Annotated in this window: 16 protein-coding genes; 8 read left to right on the forward strand and 8 right to left on the reverse strand. The window is 68.6% G+C overall.

Going from position 1 to position 17,162, the window contains the following annotated elements; genetic code table 11:
• Positions 1-2,658: a M1 family metallopeptidase gene (locus tag OLX23_RS08790; RefSeq protein WP_264444483.1), complete on the forward strand. Its 2,658-nt coding sequence runs from the start codon at positions 1-3 to the stop codon at positions 2,656-2,658.
• Here OLX23_RS08790 and OLX23_RS08795 read toward each other — a convergent pair.
• From OLX23_RS08795 to OLX23_RS08805, 3 genes are read right to left on the reverse strand one after another with little or no spacing between them, the layout of a single operon-like run.
• Complete coding sequence (locus OLX23_RS08795) at positions 2,651-4,108, reverse strand: ATP-binding protein (protein ID WP_319641303.1); 1,458 nt, start codon at positions 4,106-4,108, stop codon at positions 2,651-2,653. The two genes, OLX23_RS08790 and OLX23_RS08795, sit on opposite strands and share 8 nt — an antisense overlap.
• Positions 4,105-4,827: a response regulator gene (locus tag OLX23_RS08800; protein ID WP_264444484.1), complete on the reverse strand. Its 723-nt coding sequence runs from the start codon at positions 4,825-4,827 to the stop codon at positions 4,105-4,107. The genes OLX23_RS08795 and OLX23_RS08800 overlap by 4 nt, the downstream gene beginning before the upstream one ends.
• A gap of 26 nt (positions 4,828-4,853) precedes the next feature.
• A complete protein-coding gene (locus OLX23_RS08805) occupies positions 4,854-5,441 on the reverse strand; it encodes an EF-hand domain-containing protein (RefSeq protein ID WP_264444485.1) in 588 nt (195 codons plus the stop codon).
• A gap of 468 nt (positions 5,442-5,909) precedes the next feature.
• Between OLX23_RS08805 and OLX23_RS08810 the strand changes: the two genes are divergently transcribed.
• Both OLX23_RS08810 and OLX23_RS08815 read left to right on the forward strand, forming a co-directional pair.
• Positions 5,910-7,316: a M48 family metalloprotease gene (locus OLX23_RS08810; RefSeq protein WP_264444486.1), complete on the forward strand. Its 1,407-nt coding sequence runs from the start codon at positions 5,910-5,912 to the stop codon at positions 7,314-7,316.
• 10 nt (positions 7,317-7,326) lie between these two features.
• Entirely contained in the window at positions 7,327-8,067 is a 741-nt protein-coding gene (locus OLX23_RS08815) for a DsbA family protein (protein WP_264444487.1), read from the forward strand.
• A 139-nt stretch (positions 8,068-8,206) separates the two neighbouring features.
• On the opposite strand, the gene OLX23_RS08820 is transcribed toward OLX23_RS08815, so the two are convergent.
• Genes OLX23_RS08820 through OLX23_RS08830 form a run of 3 tightly spaced genes read right to left on the reverse strand, consistent with a single transcriptional unit; the run spans position 8,207 to position 11,387 of the window.
• Positions 8,207-9,349 carry an adenylate/guanylate cyclase domain-containing protein gene (locus tag OLX23_RS08820; protein WP_264444488.1) on the reverse strand — a complete coding sequence of 381 codons (1,143 nt, stop codon included), beginning with the start codon at positions 9,347-9,349 and terminating at the stop codon, positions 8,207-8,209.
• Positions 9,339-10,394 carry a TIR domain-containing protein gene (locus OLX23_RS08825; RefSeq protein ID WP_264444489.1) on the reverse strand — a complete coding sequence of 352 codons (1,056 nt, stop codon included), beginning with the start codon at positions 10,392-10,394 and terminating at the stop codon, positions 9,339-9,341. The genes OLX23_RS08820 and OLX23_RS08825 overlap by 11 nt, the downstream gene beginning before the upstream one ends.
• Positions 10,395-10,418: 24 nt before the next feature.
• Positions 10,419-11,387, reverse strand: coding sequence for a TIR domain-containing protein (locus tag OLX23_RS08830; RefSeq protein ID WP_264444491.1), 969 nt, complete (start codon positions 11,385-11,387; stop codon positions 10,419-10,421).
• Between the two features lie 107 nt (positions 11,388-11,494).
• On the opposite strand from OLX23_RS08830, the gene OLX23_RS08835 reads away from it, so the two are divergent.
• The 4 genes from OLX23_RS08835 (at position 11,495) to OLX23_RS08850 (ending at position 15,201) form a co-directional block, all read left to right on the forward strand.
• Positions 11,495-12,655: a sensor histidine kinase gene (locus OLX23_RS08835; RefSeq protein ID WP_264444492.1), complete on the forward strand. Its 1,161-nt coding sequence runs from the start codon at positions 11,495-11,497 to the stop codon at positions 12,653-12,655.
• 56 nt (positions 12,656-12,711) lie between these two features.
• Complete coding sequence (locus OLX23_RS08840) at positions 12,712-13,509, forward strand: LytR/AlgR family response regulator transcription factor (RefSeq protein WP_264444494.1); 798 nt, start codon at positions 12,712-12,714, stop codon at positions 13,507-13,509.
• A gap of 136 nt (positions 13,510-13,645) precedes the next feature.
• Complete coding sequence (nadC, locus tag OLX23_RS08845) at positions 13,646-14,503, forward strand: carboxylating nicotinate-nucleotide diphosphorylase (RefSeq protein ID WP_264444495.1); 858 nt, start codon at positions 13,646-13,648, stop codon at positions 14,501-14,503.
• Positions 14,500-15,201, forward strand: a complete 702-nt coding sequence (locus OLX23_RS08850) for a ribonuclease T2 family protein (protein WP_264444497.1) — start codon at positions 14,500-14,502, stop codon at positions 15,199-15,201. Before nadC ends, OLX23_RS08850 begins: the two co-directional genes overlap by 4 nt.
• Here OLX23_RS08850 and OLX23_RS08855 read toward each other — a convergent pair.
• Entirely contained in the window at positions 15,198-15,653 is a 456-nt protein-coding gene (locus tag OLX23_RS08855) for a nucleoside deaminase (RefSeq protein WP_264444498.1), read from the reverse strand. The genes OLX23_RS08850 and OLX23_RS08855 overlap by 4 nt on opposite strands.
• A 124-nt stretch (positions 15,654-15,777) precedes the next feature.
• On the opposite strand from OLX23_RS08855, the gene rpmB reads away from it, so the two are divergent.
• On the forward strand, positions 15,778-16,068 hold the full coding sequence (rpmB, locus tag OLX23_RS08860; protein ID WP_264444500.1) for a 50S ribosomal protein L28: 291 nt from the start codon (positions 15,778-15,780) through the stop codon (positions 16,066-16,068).
• A gap of 33 nt (positions 16,069-16,101) precedes the next feature.
• On the opposite strand, the gene OLX23_RS08865 is transcribed toward rpmB, so the two are convergent.
• Positions 16,102-17,124, reverse strand: a complete 1,023-nt coding sequence (locus OLX23_RS08865) for an esterase-like activity of phytase family protein (protein WP_264444502.1) — start codon at positions 17,122-17,124, stop codon at positions 16,102-16,104.
• Positions 17,125-17,162 lie beyond the last annotated feature (38 nt).

The following is a 17,162-nucleotide window of genomic DNA, read 5'->3' on the forward strand; positions in this document are numbered from 1 at the left end:
ATGATCCGCATAGTCCTGGCCTCGCTGCTGGCCACCGTTCCCGCGCAGCTCCTCGCCCAAGCCCCCGCTCCCGCCGCTGCTTCACCCGAGGCCGCGCCCTATCCCAAGGGGCAGCTGACCGACCTCGTCCAGCCGCAGGACTATCGGCTCGACCTGACCGTCGATCCGGCCAAGGAGGGTTTCTCGGGCCATGCCGAGATCGACGCGCTGCTCAAGCGGCCGAGCACGACGATCCACCTGCACGGCCGCGACTTCGTCATGCGCAGCGCCACCGCACGCGTCGGCAACCGCACGTTCGCGGGCAGCTGGAAGCAGCTCGACGATACCGGCGTCGCCGCGCTGACCTTCGCCGAGCTGCTGCCCGCAGGGCCGGTGATCCTCGCCTTCGACTATGACGCGAAGTTCCAGGACGGGCCCGCGGGGATGTTCCGCGTCCAGGTCGGCGGCGACTGGTATTCGTGGAGCCAGTTCGAATCGATCGACGCGCGCGCGGCCTTCCCCGGCTTCGACCAGCCCTCGTTCAAGACCTCGTTCACCGTCACCCTGCGCACGCCGCCGGGGCTCAAGGCGGTGAGCAATGCGCCCGAGACCGAAACGAAGATCGAGAACGGGCTCGCCGTCCACCGCTTCGCGCGCACCCTGCCGTTGCCGACCTATCTGGTGGCGATGATGGTCGGGCCGTTCGAGACCGTGGCCAGCGAGGTCGCGCCGACGCCGCAGCGCGCCAAGCCGCTGCCGCTGCGCGTGGTCTCGACCCGGCAGAACGCCGCCAAGCTCGACTTCGCGCTGCAGGGCTCGAAGGAGATCGTCGCGCTGCTCGAAGACTATTTCGCCGACGGTTTTCCCTATCCCAAGCTCGACCAGATCACCTCGCCGATCATGCCCGGGGCCATGGAGAACGCCGGCGCCGACCTCTACGGCGATCCGATCCTGGTGATGGACCGCGACGCGCCGACGCCGCAGAAGCGCCAGTTCGGCATGGTCGTCGCGCACGAGCTCGCGCACCAGTGGTTCGGCGATCTCGTCACGCCGACCTGGTGGGACGACATCTGGCTCAACGAGAGCTTCGCCAACTGGATGGGCTATCGCATCGGCCAGGAATGGCGGCCCGATCTCAACATCGGCGCGGGTGCATTGGCCGAGGGTTTCGCGGCGATGGACACCGACGCGCTGGTCGCCGGCCGGCCGATCCACCAGCCGATCGCCACCAACGGCGAGATCGATTCGGCCTTCGATTCGATTACCTATGGCAAGGGCGGCCACGTCGTCGCGATGATCGCCGCCTTCATGGGCGACATCCCGTTCCGCGACGGCGTGCGCCGCTACATGGCCGCGCATCGCTATGGCAACGCCACCAGCACCGACTTCTTCAAGGCCATGGCCGAAGCCGCGCACGATCCGCGGATCGTCCCGGCCATGCAGAGCTTCATCGACCAGCAGGGCGTGCCGCTGCTGACCTTCAGCCGCACCGCCGAGGGCGGCTATACCGTTCGTCAGAGCCGCTACGCCGCGCTGGGCACTACGGCGCCGGCCACACGCTGGGGCGTGCCCTTGTGCCTGCGCCGCGGCGAAGCGCGCGCCTGCAGCCTGCTGACCGACGAGAGCGCCACGATCGAGCTGCCCGCAGGCAGCGGACCGCTGGTGCCGAATGCCGGCGGCACCGGTTACTACCGCTTCGAACTGCCCGCGGCCGACTGGGACGCGCTGATCGCCGGTACCGACAAGCTCAGCGGCGGCGAGGCCCAGGCCTTGGTCGATTCGCTCCACGCCAGCGTGCTCGCGGGGCGCGGCAATGCCACGCGGCTTGCCGCGCTCGCCGAGAATCTCGTCCATCATCCCGATACCTATGCCAGCGACAGGGCAACCGATGCGCTCGGCGATCTCGCGGCGATGGGTCTGCTCGACGATCGCGGCCGCCGCGGTCTGCGCCGCCTGGTCGAACGGCTCTATCGCCCGCTGCTGACGCAATACGGCTTCGATCCGCGCGCCGGCGCCTATTCCGCCGAAGCCCCCGAACGCGCGCAGCGGCGCGTGCAGATCGTCGGCCGCCTGGCCGGGGCCGGCCGCGACAAGGAGCTGCGCCGCCGCATCTCGACAGCGACCCGCGCCTTCCTCGCCGGCGACGGCAAGGCGCTCGATCGCGCCTGGTACGGCATGGGCTTCGAAATGAGCGTCGCCCAGGGCAAGGTCTCGGCGGCCAAGGCGCTGGTCGACAAGGCTCTGGCCTCCGAAGACCCGGCCTTCCGCCCGGTCGCGCTGGGCGCCGCGGCGAACAGCGGCTCGAAGGACGTAGCCAATTGGCTGCTCAACGGCCTGTCGGACAAGCGCCTGCGCGCGAGCGAGAAGAACGACCTGTTGCGCGGGGTACTGCTGACCGGCCAGACGCGCGAGATCGGTTACACCTATCTGCGCGCCAACCTCGACGCGCTGACCTCGGGCAGCAATGGGATCTTTTTCTCATCGCGGCTGCCGCAGTTCCTCGCGCACTTCTGCTCGGCCGAGCGCGCTGACGAATTCGCGCGCGACCTGCGCCCGCGCTTCGCCGGCAAGCCCGGTGCGCTCGAACTCGAGCGCACGATCGAACGCGTGCGCAATTGCGGCCTGCTGCGCGACAAGCGCGAGACCGCGATCTCGTCGGAATTCGCGCGGTTCAGGTAAGCGGCAAACTTAGCGTCGCGACCAGGCCCGTGACCTGACCGTCCGCCCCGCGGCGATTGGCCAGGGTCAGCGCACCGCCATGCTGCTCGGCGATCGCACGCGCGAGCGTGAGGCCGAGACCGGCGCCGCCCGTGGCGCTGTTGCGCGAGGGGTCGCCGCGCGAGAACGGCTCAAGCATGCGTTCGAGATCGGCCTCGGCGATGCCCGGCCCGTCATCCTCGATCCAGATCACCACGTGGCGGCTCTCGCGCGCCAGCGAGACGCGCGCACGCTGGCCATAGCGCAAGGCATTGTCGATCAGGTTGCGCAGGCCGCGGCGCAGCCAGGTCGCGCGCAGCGGCAGGACCACACGCTGGGTGTCGAGCAGTTCGACCGGCTCGCCCATGTCCTCGTATTCCTCGACCACCGAGGCGACCAGCGCCGAGATCTCGGACTTCTCGAGCGGATCGCTGGGCCGGCCGACGCGTGCGAGCGAGAGGATGTCGTCGAGCGAGCGGGTGATGTCCTCGATCGTCGCAGCCATGCGCGCGCGCTCGGTGTCGTCCTCGACCGATTCGATGCGCACACGCAAGGCCGCCAGCGGCGTCTTGAGATCGTGGCCGATCGCGCCGAGCATCACGTCTTTCTCGTCGAGCAGGGCGGCGATGCGCGCTTCCATGGCATTGTGCGCGACGATCAGGCGGCGCACGTCGCCAGGGCCCTGCGGCGCGATCTGTCCCTCGGGGTTGCGCGTCTCGGCGAAGCGTTCGAGCCGCTGGGTCAATTGCGCGAGCGGACGCGTGATCCGGCGCAGGATCAGCGCGATCGCACCGACGAGGACGATGTAGATGAACAAGGTCTGGAGCAGCAGCGACATGACGATCGCGCGCTCGCCCGGCGGCACGACCGCGCGGGCGACCACCCAGCCGCTGCCGTCGGGCATCTGCACCGCGGCGAGGATCACCTGGGTGGGTCTCTGCTCGTGCTGCGCGGCCAGCATGCGCTGCTGGCGATCCATGCGACGGCGGGTGATCTCGTCCCGCGCGATCTCGCGGCGCAGCACGACCACGTCGGCGGCGGCGAAATCCTGATCGGCGAGGATCCGGCGCAGTTCGCGCGCGGCCTCGGCATCGGGCCTGTCTCCGGCCTGCAGCGGCGCGGCGGCGACGCGCTCGAGGCGGAAACCACCGCCGCCATCGCGCCGCGGCCCCGGCCCCCTGTCGGGACCGCGTTCGCGGCGCATATCGGTGTCTCGCTCGCGCGGGCGGCGCTCTTCGCGCCGATCCTGATCGTCGTCGCGCGCGGTCATCAGCAGGCGGAAGGCGGCCGAATGGAGCAGCGCGGCCTCGCGCCGTTCGGCCCCGGCGCGATAGGCGAGCACGGCACCGATGGTCTGCGCCGCAAGCAGCGCGACGGCCACGGCGAGCATCATCTGCCCCATCAGGCTGCGCGGAAGCAGGCGACGGATCACGCGGCGGTGCGCTTCACGTCGGCCGCGAACATGTAGCCGCCGCCCCATACCGTCTGGATCAGCTGCGGATTGCGACTGTCGAGCTCAATCTTGCGGCGCAGGCGGCTGACCTGGTTGTCGACCGCACGGTCGAACAGATGCGCCTCGCGGCCCTGGACCATGTCGAGCAGGCGATCGCGATCGAGCACCTGACGCGGGTGCTCGAGAAAGGCCATCAGCAGCCGGAACTCGACCGAGGAGATCGCCACGATCGCGCCTTCGGTATCGATCAGCCGGCGCTTGAGCGGATCGAGTTTCCAGCCCTCAAATTCGAACATCTCGTTGTCCGCGGGCTGGGCGGCGCGGCCGGCACGGCGCAACACCGAGCGGATCCGCGCGACGAGCTCGCGCGGCTCGAACGGCTTCACGACATAGTCGTCGGCACCGATCTCGAGCCCGACGATGCGATCGGTCGCCTCGCCGCGCGCGGTCAGGAAGATCGTCGGGATCGCCTTGGCCTCGACCAGGTGGCGGCACAGCGACAGGCCATCCTCACCGGGCATCATGATGTCGAGCAGGACGAGATCGGGCGTCTCGTCACGGATGTGCGTGCGCGCGTCGGCGGCGCTGGCGGCCTGGGTAACGTCGAACCCCTGGCGCGAGAGGTACTCGGCCAGGGGTTCGCGCAAGGCGGCTTCGTCGTCGACGAGCAGCAGTCGGACGGGCGCGGTATCGGTCATCGTCACGCTCTACCGCGCTCCGTTCTTTAGTTGGCCTGGGGCGCCGCGGGGGCACCGGCGCGGTTCTTCCACTGGTCGCGCATGGCCTGGCGCGCGGCCTGGCGCTCTTCCTTGGTCACCGTACCGTCCTTGTTGGCGTCGACACGGTCGAAGCGCGTCATGGCCGCCTGGGTGAATTCGGCCTGGGTCACCGCGCCATCCTTGTCGCCATCGGCCATGCGGCCCATGCCGCCGCCGCGATGGCCCCAGGGGCCGCGACCGGGACCACCGTGGCCGCGCATGCCGGCACCATGCTCGCCGGGACCGCGCTCGCCCTGGGCACCAGCCATCTTCGGACCGCGCTGGTGCGCGCTGTCGAATTCGGCGCGCGAGATCTGACCGTTCTTGTCGGTGTCGATCCGGTCGAACATCGCCGTGCGACGTGCGGCGCGGTCGGCCTGGTCGATCTTGCCGTCCTTGTTGACGTCCATGCGGGCGAAATGCTCCTGCGCCTTGGCCTGGGCTTCGGCGCGGGTGACCGGCGCATCGCGCTTGGCCTGCTCGGCATAGGCAGCGCCGGCGAGTGCGGTGGCGGTCAGCGAAATACCCAGAGCGATCTTGCGGGTGAGGGTCATGTCAAATCTCCGTCCATTCTCGAATAAGGGGGAGGCCGCGATGATTTTGAAGGGAGGGGGAACCTCACCGCGGCCTCTTGTCCTTGCTTCTAGATGCGGAATGTCGCGCGTTTATGCCGGGTTCCGGGTTTATTGTCGTCAATTGTCACAGGCCGCGTTCCTCGTTCATCTTGTCGCAAGTGGCAAGTCGTCGTGCCAACACGACGCGTAAGAAGCTCCCTGCCTGTCAGCCCCGCCACGAACGCCCGTCATCCCCGCGAAGGCGGGGATCCATCACCCGAGTTCTCCGCTCGAACCGCGGTGCAGACAGGAAGCCCCCGGAGATGGATCCCCGCCTTCGCGGGGATGACGGGAAGAGAATGATGGCGTGCAGACGGGGATGACGTATCTGCACGCCGTGGCTACACATCTCCCATGCCGCTTCCGCTTCACGCCCGGTTCAGGGCTTTTCGGGCTAATCCCGCCGCCATGCGCCTCCCATTCGCAAGGACCGGTCGCCTGGAATGCCGTCAATGGGCACGCCATCGCTTTACTCGGGGCCTGATCGCGGCCCTGGCCGCATCGACGCTCCTGGCTCAGCCCGTCGCCGCGCAATCGATCCTACGCGATGCCGAGACCGAGGCGCTGCTGCGCGACATGTCGACGCCGCTGGTCAAGGCCACCGGGCTCGATCCCAAGAACGTCGACGTGGTCCTGGTCAACGATCCCTCGGTCAACGCCTTCGTCGCGGGCGGGCAGATCGTCTATCTGAACTCGGGCCTGATCAACACCGCCGACACCGCCAACGAGGTTCAGGGGGTGATCGCGCACGAATTGGGCCACGTCGTCGGCGGTCACGTCATCAGCGATGGTGGCGGCAAGGCGGCGAGCGGCATCAGCCTGCTGTCGCTGCTGCTCGGCGCCGCGGCGGCTGCGGCCGGTGGCGGCGATGCCGCGATCGGCGTGCTGATGGCCGGCCAGCAGGCGGCCATGGGCAAGTACCTGGCCTTCAGCCGCGGCCAGGAATCGAGCGCCGATGCCGCCGGCGCAAAGTTCCTCTCGAGCGCGGGGATCAGCGGCCGCGGCTCGGTCGCCTTCTTCAAGAAATTGCAGAACCTCGAATTCCGCTACGGCTACACGCGCAATGCCGACAGCGAGTTCTATTCGAGCCACCCGATGACGGGTGACCGCATCACCACCCTGCAGGACGTCTACGAGAAGGACCCGGCCTGGACCAAGCCCAGCGATCCGACGATCGAGGCGCGGTTCCAGCGCGCCAAGGCCAAGCTGTTCGGCTATCTGGCCGAGCCGGCGGACACGATGCGCGTCTATCCCGAGACCAACACCAGCGTGCCCGCACGCTATGCCCGCGCCTATGCCTGGCACAAGGACGCGCACGTCGACAAGGCGATGGTCGAGGCCGATGCCCTGCTCAAGCAGTCACCCGACGATCCCTATTTCCTCGAGCTCAAGGGCCAGATCCTGCTCGAATCGGGGCGGCCGACCGACGCTTTGGGCCCGCTGCGCCGCGCCACCGAGCTGACCGGCAACCAGCCGCTGATCGCCACGACCTTCGGCCACGCGCTGATCGCCACCGAGGATCCGAAGAATTTCCAGGAGGCTCAGCGCGTGCTCAAGGCCGCGGTCGCGCGCGACCGCGAGAACCCCTTCGCCTGGTACCAACTCGGCGTGGTCTATGCCGCCAACGGCGACAATGCCCGCGCGCGGCTCGCGAGTGCCGAGCAGCAGGTGCTCTCGATGCGCATGCCCGAGGCCCTGGCCAGCGCCGAAGCGGCCGAGTCAGCCTTGCCCAAGGGTACGCCCGACTGGCTGCGCGCGCAGGACATAGCGCTGCAGGCGCGCGCCGAGATTGAACGCAACCGCAAACGCCGCTAGCGCACGCGCCATGACACAGACCAGCTCTCGCAAGGGGACGGTGCTCGCCGTCGTGGCCGTCGTCCTGGCGCTGGGCGCCGGCCTGCTCGTCGGCCGCTTCTGGCGCGCGCCGGTCGATGCCGGCGACCGTGCCGGGATCGAGAAGATCGTCCGCGAGTATATCCTCGAGCATCCCGAGATCCTGCCCGAGGCGATGCAGAACCTGCAGAAGCGTGAGAACGCGCAGGCGCTGTCGGGCATCCGCGACCAGGTCCACACGCCGTTCCCCGGCGCCGTGCTCGGCAATCCGCAGGGCAAGGTCACGCTCGTCGAGTTCACCGACTATGCCTGCACCTTCTGCCGCCAGAGCGTCGCCGAGGTCGAGCAGCTGATCGCCGCCAATCCCGAGCTGCGCGTCGTCGTGCGCGACCTGCCGATCCTGAGCCCGCGCAGCGCCGATGCCGCCAAGATGGCGCTCGCCGCGGCCGAGCAGGGCAAGTACGCGGCCTTCCACCACGCGATGTTCGCCGCGGGCCAGCCCGGCCCCGAGACGATCCAGGCCGCCGCCCAGGCTGCCGGCCTCGACATGGCGCGCGCGCAAAGGGTGATCGCCGATCCGCGGATCGAGACCGAGCTGGCACGCAACATCGACTTCGCCCGCCAGCTCGGCTTCAACGGCACACCGGCCTGGATCGCCGGCGATCAGCTGCTCTCGGGCGCGGTCGGCAAGGCGCGTCTGAGCGAAGCGATCGAAGCCGCGAAGAAGGGGTAATCCAGCTTCATCCTCCCCGGCACGGGGAGGTGGCAGCCCGCAGGGCTGACGGAGGGGGCTCTCGATCAACGCTGCTTTTGCGGCGCCCCCCCTCCACCACCCGCTGCGCGGGCGGTCCCCCTCCCCGTACCGGGGAGGACTAGATCCCCTCCAGCCGATACAGCTCGATCTCGCCGAACTCCTTGGCCAGCGGCTTGTGCCCGACCGAGATGAACCGGCACTCATCGCACTGGTCGATCAGCAGAGCCGCGGCGAAACTCTCGGTGCAGTAGACACCGCCGACCGGGGTGACTGGCTCGATCCGCGCGGTGCGGTTGACCTCGCCACCGTACCAGATCCGGTTGCCGGTGATGCGGTCGGTGCCCTGCCAGATCGGGCCATAGTGCACGCCGATACGCATGCCCGCCTCACCGCCCGGTGGGATCAGCGCCAGTGGCAGGTCTTCGAGCCGCTGCTGCAGCGCCAGCGCCAGCCGCGCCGCCACGCGCGGCGTATCGACCACCGCGTAGATCGCATCGCCCCAGGTGTTGCGAAACTCGACGTGATCGCCGAATTCGCCCAGCACCGCGCCAATCCGCCCCATGACCTCGGCCATGAACAGCGGCAGCTCGCGCTCGCCGAGCCGCGAGAAGCCTTTGTAGTCGGCGAAGAGGATCGAGCGGATCTCGCGCCGGGTGCCGCCCGCGATCGGCGGATGCGGCGGAAACACCAGGTCGCGCGGCACGGGTCCTGCGGGGATCGTCACGGTCTCGCGCCCCAGCGCCTGCCACATGCCGATATCGGCTAAGGTGCCGGCCAGGCCCGTCTTCGACAGCGAGCGGAACTTGTCCGAGATCACCGCGACCTGCACGGCCTCGACCTCGATCTGCTGCGCGCGCAGCGCCGCGAGGCCCATCGCGAGGCGCGTGTTGTAGGCGAACTGGTTGTCGTCGCCGACATAGGCGCCCGGCGTCGCGAAATGCACCGAAGCCGCAGCATCGCGGCAGGCGCGGTAGCGCGCCAGCCAGGCCTCGCCGCCGCAGAGCACCGATTCGGCGACGAAGTCCTCCTCGGCGAACGGCAGCACGACGTTGAGCTCGCCGCCGCGCGCGAGCAGCGCCTCGGCGACGAGGATATCGGCGCCGCAGGCCAGCGGACCGAAGCCGACCCGCGCGCCGAGCCGGTCGAGCGCTTCGGCTATGCGCACCGCGAGCGCGGCTTCCTCGTCGCTGCCCGCGTTGAACATATGGCCGCAGTAGACGACGACCGGCGGCCCGGTATCAGGCCCGGCGTCAGTTGCCATTCCGCGCCTGCATGGCCTGCCGGATCAGCGCCGTGTTCTGCCGTTCGACCGGGTTGGGCGAAACCTGATCGAGCCGCGGATCGTACCAGGGATACTGGCTGAAGTGGGCCAGCAAGGCGGGATCCTTGAAACGGAAGCCGTGCCGCGCGGGCATTTCGTTGAGCGCGATCAGCAATTGCTGCCGGGTCAAAGGCGCCAATTCCTCCGCGGTCAACGGGCGCCGGCTCGAATCGGGGAACAGCAGCTTCGGCCAGGTCACCCTGCGCGTGGGGATCGCGGCAACTGCAGGCGTCGGCGAAGGCGTGGCCGCCACGGGGGCAGGCGGCATCACCGGGGGACGCGCGATCGGGACATTGGGCACTGGGACGGCCAGGGGTGTGACGGCCGGACGCGGCGCCGCCGCCACTGCGGCCGTCGGTTCGGTGGCGACGGTCGCGGGGGCAGAGGTCACCGCGGGCACGGCCGGCAGCGAAGCATCGGGCGCCGGCGCACTGCCACGCGGCGCGAGCAGAGCCCCGCCCGCAGCCGCCAGGCCCAGCGCCGCGACGCCGATTCCGGCGAACAGCGGCCAGCGCGGGAATATCGGCGCAGCAGGCGCCGCCAAATGCGGCGGCGGCGTGGCGGGCAGCGGCGTCGCGCGGGCGTCGCCGTCACGCGGCCCGCAAAGTTCGGCGAGGCTGGCCTTGACCTTGCGCCAACCGGGATGATCGGGCTCGCCGCGCCAGTCGCCGATCTCGGCGAACTGGATCTGGTTGAACGGCAGCGGCGGCATCGCCGTGTCGATCGCAGTCTGGATCAGCTTGCGCTGGTTGCGCGCCATGTCGGCTTCGGCGCGCACCCATTCGCTGCGCACGGCATCGGCAGACCAGACGACGATCGTCGCCCTGGCCTCGGCGATCTTGTCGGTGATCACCTCGCCATAGGACTTGTGCGGCGGCAGCTCGGCATCCCACCACACGTCGTAGCCCTCGGCGAGCGCTGCCCGCGCGAGCACCGCGACGAGCGCCTCGTCCTTGCGCGAATAGGAAATGAACACGTCGACCATGCGGCGTTCCCCCTGTTCCTGCCCCTACTGGTACCGCGCCTCGGCCTGCTGGATCAGCGCGACGTTCTGCTTCTCGATCGCGTTGAGCTCCACCTGGTCGAAGCGCGGGCGATACCAGGCATAGCGGCCGAACCATTCGCGCAGCCAGGGATCGGCGAAGCGCCGCCCCTTGCGCGCGTAAATCTCGTTGCGCGCGACTCGCAGAGTCGTCGGCCCGAGTTCCTGGACCTCGGCCGCGGTCAGCAGCCGCGTGCTCGAATCGGGGAACTCCATGTCGGTCGGCGGGGGCGACGGGGCGTCCTCGGCCCCGTCGGAGACCACAGCAGGGGACACGCTCGCGACAGGCTCCGGTGCGACCGAAGGCGCTGGGGTCGCGGCAACGGGCACGGCTGCGCTTGTGCCGGCTGACGGAGTGGGCGCCGGCGCCTCGCTGCTTCCCCGACCGAGCATGATGCCGCCCGCGACGGCCAGCGCGATCACGACCGCGCCAACCAGGATTCCCACCACGAGACCGCCGCGCGATCCGCCTTGCGGCAAGGCCGCCACCCGCTGTGGTTCCACCCGCAGCGCCGGCCGCACGGGCGGCGGCTCGGCTCCCTCGCGCGCGCCGCACAGCGTGGCGAGGCTCAGCTTGACCTTGTTCCAGGCGGGATGATCGTCCTCGCCCTGCCAGTCGCCGATCTCGGCATATTGGATCTGGTTGAACGGCAGCGGCGGCACCACCTGATCGAGCGCGGTCTGGATCAGCTTGCGCTGGTTGCGCGCCATGTCGGCCTCGGCGCGCACCCATTCGCTCTTCACCGCGGTCGGCGACCAGACGACGATCGCCGCCTTGGCATGGGCGATCTTGTCGGTGATCACGTCGCCATAGGATTCGTGCGGCGGCAGTTCGGCGTCCCACCAGACCTTGTAGCCCGCCGCCTCGACCGCGCGCGCCAGCACCGCGACCTTGGCCTGATCGTTGCGCGAATAGGAGATGAACACGTCGACCATCGGCAGCCCTACCCCGCACCATGCCTCGGCCGGGAACGATAAGGCGCGCCAAGGGTCTGTCCAAGCGGGGATTCGCCTAAGCGGTTTTTTTCGGTAAGAGTCAGTCCATGGCCGTGCTGCCCTTTCGACCGACGCCGTTCTTCGCCAACAAGAACCAGGCCTTCTGGCGCCTGCAATCGGCCGGCTGGGCCGGTGCCATGCTGCTGCGCGCGATGTCCAGCCTGGCCAATGCGCAGCCGCCGTCGTTCCTCGTCCTGCTGCTGATCGCGACGATCACCGGTTTCTCGATCTCGCTGCTGCTGTCGGTGATCTATCGCCAGCTGATCTCGCAGCGACCGCTGATCACCTGGGGCGTGACGATGATCGTCCTGCCCTTCGCGGTGGGCCTCAACGCCTTCATCGACGCCTGGGTGATCTCGCTCTACCGCGCCGAAAGCGAGGGCAGCTTCGCGCAGCTGTTCATCGGCGTGTTCTATCTCGACCTGACCCTGCTCGGCGCTTGGACCGCGCTCTACTATGCGGTGAACTTCTTCCTGCAGATCGAGGAACAGCAGGACCAGCTGATCCGGCTCGAGAACCAGGCGACCTCGGCGCAGCTGACCATGCTGCGCTATCAGCTCAACCCGCACTTCCTGTTCAACACGCTGAACTCGATCTCGACCCTGGTGCTGCTCAAGCAGACCGAGCCGGCCAATGCGATGCTGAGCCGGTTGTCGTCTTTCCTGCGCTACACCTTGATCACCGAGCCGACCGGCCGGGTCACCGTGCAGCAGGAAATCGACACGCTCAAACTCTACCTCGACATCGAGCGGATGCGCTTCGAGGAACGGCTGCGCACCACCTTCAACATCGATCCGCAGACCGAAGCCGCGCTGCTGCCCTCGCTGTTGCTGCAGCCCTTGGTCGAAAACGCGATCAAATATGCGGTCGGCGCGCAGGAAACCGGTGCCGAGATCACCATCACCACGCAACTCATCGGTCAGAACCTTCGCATCACCGTCTCGGACACCGGCCCGGGCTTGCAAAGCCCCAGCGCCTCCAACAGGTTGTCGGGCGTGAGTTTTGACGGCGGCGAACCTGTTTCCACCGGGGTGGGTCTGGCGAACATCCGTGATCGCTTGGCGCAAGCCTATGGCGAACAGCATCGTTTCGAAACGTTGGAACCACCCGAAGGCGGCTTCGCTGTCGTCATCGAAATCCCCTTCGAACGCCGAGAGGCGACTGAATCGGAACCGATCGCACCGCGAAGCGTTGCTGCGGCGAGCTAAGTCGCGCAACCGCCACGTTGAGCGGTGCCACCGGGAATCCCAGCAAAGGTACTTGCATGAGCATCCGCACCATCCTCGTCGACGATGAGAAACTGGCCATCCAGGGTCTGCAGCTTCGCCTGGAGAAGTTCCCCGACGTCGAGATCATCGACACCTGCTCGAACGGCCGCGAAGCAATCCGCAAGATCAAGACCGAGAAGCCCGACCTCGTCTTCCTCGACATCCAGATGCCCGGCTTCGACGGCTTCTCGGTGGTCAAGGGCGTGATGGAGATCGAGCCGCCGCTGTTCGTCTTCGTCACCGCCTATCAGGAACATGCGGTCCGCGCCTTCGAGGCCAATGCGGTCAACTACCTGATGAAGCCCGTCGACGAGGACAAGCTCGCCGATACGCTCGACCGCGTGCGTACGCGCCTGGCCGAGAAGAAGTCGGCCGAAGAGGCCGAAAAGCTCAAGAACGTCCTCGCCGAAGTGGCGCCCGACGCGATCGAGACGCTGCCCGAGGAGGTGGACGCCAACGCCTCGCGCTACGAGAAGCTGATCAACATCAAGGATCGCGGCCAGATCTTCCGCATCGACGTCGATTCGATCGAGCACATCGAGGCCGCCGGCGACTACATGTGCATCCGCACCGCCGACAATTCGCTGATCCTGCGCGAGACGATGAAAGACCTCGAGCGCCGGCTCGACCCGCGCGTGTTCCAGCGCGTCCACCGCTCGACCATCGTCAACCTCAACCAGGTCCGCCAGGTCAAGCCGCACACCAACGGCGAATGCTTCCTCGTGCTCGATTCGGGCGCGCAGGTGAAGGTCAGCCGCTCCTACCGCGACGTGGTGGCGCGCTTCGTTCACTGACGTTGCGCCAGCATCCTTCGACAAGCTCAGGATGAGCGGAGTGGCGTTTGATCCAGTCCATTGCCGCTCGTGCTGAGCTTGTCGAAGCACCAAGCACAGCGCTTGACCCTGGATATCCGGACGCTAGGTCCGCTGCATGACCTTCGCCATTCCTGGGTTCGACCTCGACGCCTTCGTCTCCGCCACGCTCGCCGAAGACCTCGGTGAGGGCTGGCCCGGCGGTGGGCGCGACGTGACCTCCGAAAGCGTGATCCCGGCCGAAGCGCGCTTCGCCGGGGTGATGGACAGCCGCGACGCGATCACCGTCGCCGGCTTGCCGATCGCCGCGGCCTTCTTCCGCAAGCTCGACCCTACGGTCGAGATCGAGATCCTCGTCGCGGAAGGCGAGGCCGTTCCCGCCGGCTCGGACCTGATGCGGCTCTCGGGCAATGCCCGCGCGCTGCTGACAGCCGAACGCGCGGCGCTCAACACCGTCCAGCACCTCTCGGGCGTCGCCACGCTGACCCGCGCCTATGTCGATGCCATGGAGGGTAACGGCACCCTCCTCGACACGCGCAAGACCATTCCTGGCCTGCGCCATCTCGAGAAATACGCGACGCGCACCGGTGGCGCGCAGAACCACCGCCTCGGCCTGTGGGACGCGGCGATGATCAAGGACAACCACGTCGCGGTCGCGGGCTCGATCGGCCAGGCGGTGGGCGCCGCCAAGGCCGCCGGGGTGGCGCAGATCATCTGCGAGGTTGACCACCTCGACCAGATCGAACCCGCGATCGCCGCCGGCGCCAACCATCTGCTGCTCGACAACATGGATCCCGACAGGCTGCGCGAAGCCCTGGCGATCGTCGCCGGTCGCGTGCCCTGCGAGGCTTCGGGCGGGGTCAACCTCCAGACGATCGCCGCGATCGCCGCGACGGGCGTGACCTACGTCTCGGTCGGCCGCCTGACCCAGAGCGCCCCCGCCGCCGACATCGGCCTGGACTTCACGCCGCTGTGAGGCTTCCGGCCACCGCCGCGCTGTTCTTGCTGGCGCTGCCGGGACTGGCGCATGCCCAGGCCTATCAATGCACGGCGCCGCGCCGCTTCGATCCGCCGCGTCCGGTCCAGCCCGACGGCGAAGTCCGGCGCGTGCCCGTGGCCGGCTATGTGCTCGCGGCGAGCTGGTCGCCCGAATATTGCCGGCGGCCGCAGGACAAGGGCACGATGCAGTGCTCGGGCCAGAATGGCCGCTTCGGCTTCGTGCTCCACGGGCTCTGGCCCGAGGCCGCCAATGGGCCGCCACCGCAATGGTGCAGCCTGACCCCGCGCCCCTCGCCGCAGGTGGTGCGCCGCAACCTCTGCATGACGCCGGTGCCCTGGCTGATCGAGCACGAATGGGCCAAGCACGGCTCGTGCATGGCCCGGACGCCCGAGGCCTATTACCGCTCGAGCGCCGCGCTGTGGCGCTCCTTGCACTGGCCCGACGCCGACCGGTTCTCGCGCCAGGAGGGCCTGACCGTCGGCGACTTGCGCAAGGCCTTCCTCGAACGCAATCCGCACTGGCGCGCCGAGCAGGTGAAGGTGCGGCTCAGCGATGCCGGCTGGCTCCGCGAAATCCACCTCTGCTATGGGCGCGACTTCATGCCCACCGCCTGCGACCGCCAGGACCGCGGCCCGCCCGATTCGGCGCCGCTGAAGATCTGGCGCGGACTCTAGCGTCGCTCGCGGAAGAAACCGCGCAGCAGGTCCGCCGCCTCCGCCTCGCCGATTCCCGGATAGACCTCGGGCCGATGCAGGCACTGGTCCTGCTCGAACACGCGCGCGCCGTGCTCGACCGCGCCGCCCTTGGGATCGGAGGCGCCGTAATAGACCTTGGCGATTCGCGCGTGGACGATCGCGCCGGCGCACATCGCGCAGGGTTCGAGCGTGACCCAGAGCTCGCAGCCGTCGAGCCGCTCGTTGCCCAAGGCCCGCGCCGCCTCGCGAATCGCCAGGACCTCGGCGTGGGCCGTGGGATCGTGCAGGGTGCGCGGCGCGTTGTGTGCGACCGCGAGCACCTTGCCATCCTTGACCAGGACCGCGCCGATCGGCACTTCGCCCGCGGCCACGGCCTTTTCCGCCTGGGCCAGCGCGAGCGCCATGGGTTCGGGAAGCGGCCAGCGGGTCATTCCGGCGCGCTATCAGGTCGCCAGCCTGTGTACAACTTGACCCGGCGCGGGTGAATCGCTATGCGGCCGCCTCCACGTTCCAGGTCGTCATCTGGGACTCGAAATTCTTGAAGCGAGTAGAGCCATGTCCCGTATTTGCGAACTGACCGGCAAGGGTCGCCAGATCGGCCACAACGTCAGCCACGCCAACAACAAGACCAAGCGCGTGTTCCTGCCCAACCTGCAGAACGTCACGCTGCTGTCGGACGGCCTGGAGCGCAGCTTCAAGTTCCGCGTCTCGACCCACGGTCTGCGCTCGGTCGAGCACAACGGTGGCCTCGACAACTGGCTGCTGAAGACCTCGGACACCAAGCTCTCGCCGCGCGCCGTCAAGGTGAAGCGCGAGCTGGCTAAGAAGCAGGCCGCAGCCGCCTGATCCACTTCGAGCGTAGTCAAAGGGCGCGAGGCTTCAGTCTCGCGCCTTTTTGCGTGCCTGGCGCAGGCGTGGCAGCCGCTGGGGATCGAGCACCAGCTTGAGCAGCAAGGTGCGCTGGGTCGCCGCGGCGTTCTTGTCCGAGATCAGCCAGACGGTGACGCGCCCGTCCGCGCGCGGTTCGATCGCCAGGCCTTCGAAATTGTCGGTCGGCAGCGGAGCTTCGAGCCGCGCCACCTCGCGCGTACGCCAGACTCCGCCCGCACGAATCGTCGCGGGATCGGCGACGAGGATGCGCCCCGCGAAGCGCAGCGGCAGCGGCCAGGCGAGGCGGCGCATCAGGATCAGCACGCGGCCATCGGGCAGCTGCGCCACGTCGGTGGGGCTGTAGCCGGTGCTACCGTCGAAGGTGAACTGCAGCGGCTTCGCGCCCGAGACGGGATCGCCGGGAAACAGCAGCGCTGCGTGCCGGCGCCATTCGAACGTGCCGGTGAAACCCTCGCGCAGCACCAGGAAGCGCCCGTCGGTCAATCGCGCCAGGGCTTCGGGGCCGGTATTGTCGCCCCAGTCGCGCATCGCCGCCGGCTGCACGTTGACCATCGTGCGGAACTGCGGATCGTGCCGTGAGATCGCATTGAGATATTCGCGCGCCAGCCAGATCGTGCCCGTCGCGGGATCGCGCGTTGCCGCTTCGACATCGACGTCGAACTTGCGGCGCCGCGCCTCGGGCAGCATCGTGCCGCGTTCGGGCGCGATCTGCGGCGCTCCGGGCGGCGAGAAGGTCAGGATCCTGCCGCTGTCGCTGATCGCCATCAGGCGCTGTTCGGGGAGCGGAACCAGCGCCGAATAGCCGCCGAAGCCCGAATAGGGGCTCTGCATCGCCCAGGCCCCGACCAGATCGAAGGGGCCGAGCAGCGCGCTACGCTCGGCCTTGGACGGGACCTTCAGCGGCGCGAACCGCAAGGAAAAAGTCTCGTTCCACGGTTCGCCGGGTTCGAACACCAGCGTTCCCGGCACGAGCCCGACGAAGATCAGCAGGGCAAGAAGGGCACGGCGCACGGGCAGGGCCATAGCGGACGAGGCCGGGGCCGCAAGCG

Source organism: Novosphingobium sp. JCM 18896 (genome assembly GCF_025938095.1).
In the GTDB taxonomy this organism is placed as follows: domain Bacteria; phylum Pseudomonadota; class Alphaproteobacteria; order Sphingomonadales; family Sphingomonadaceae; genus Novosphingobium.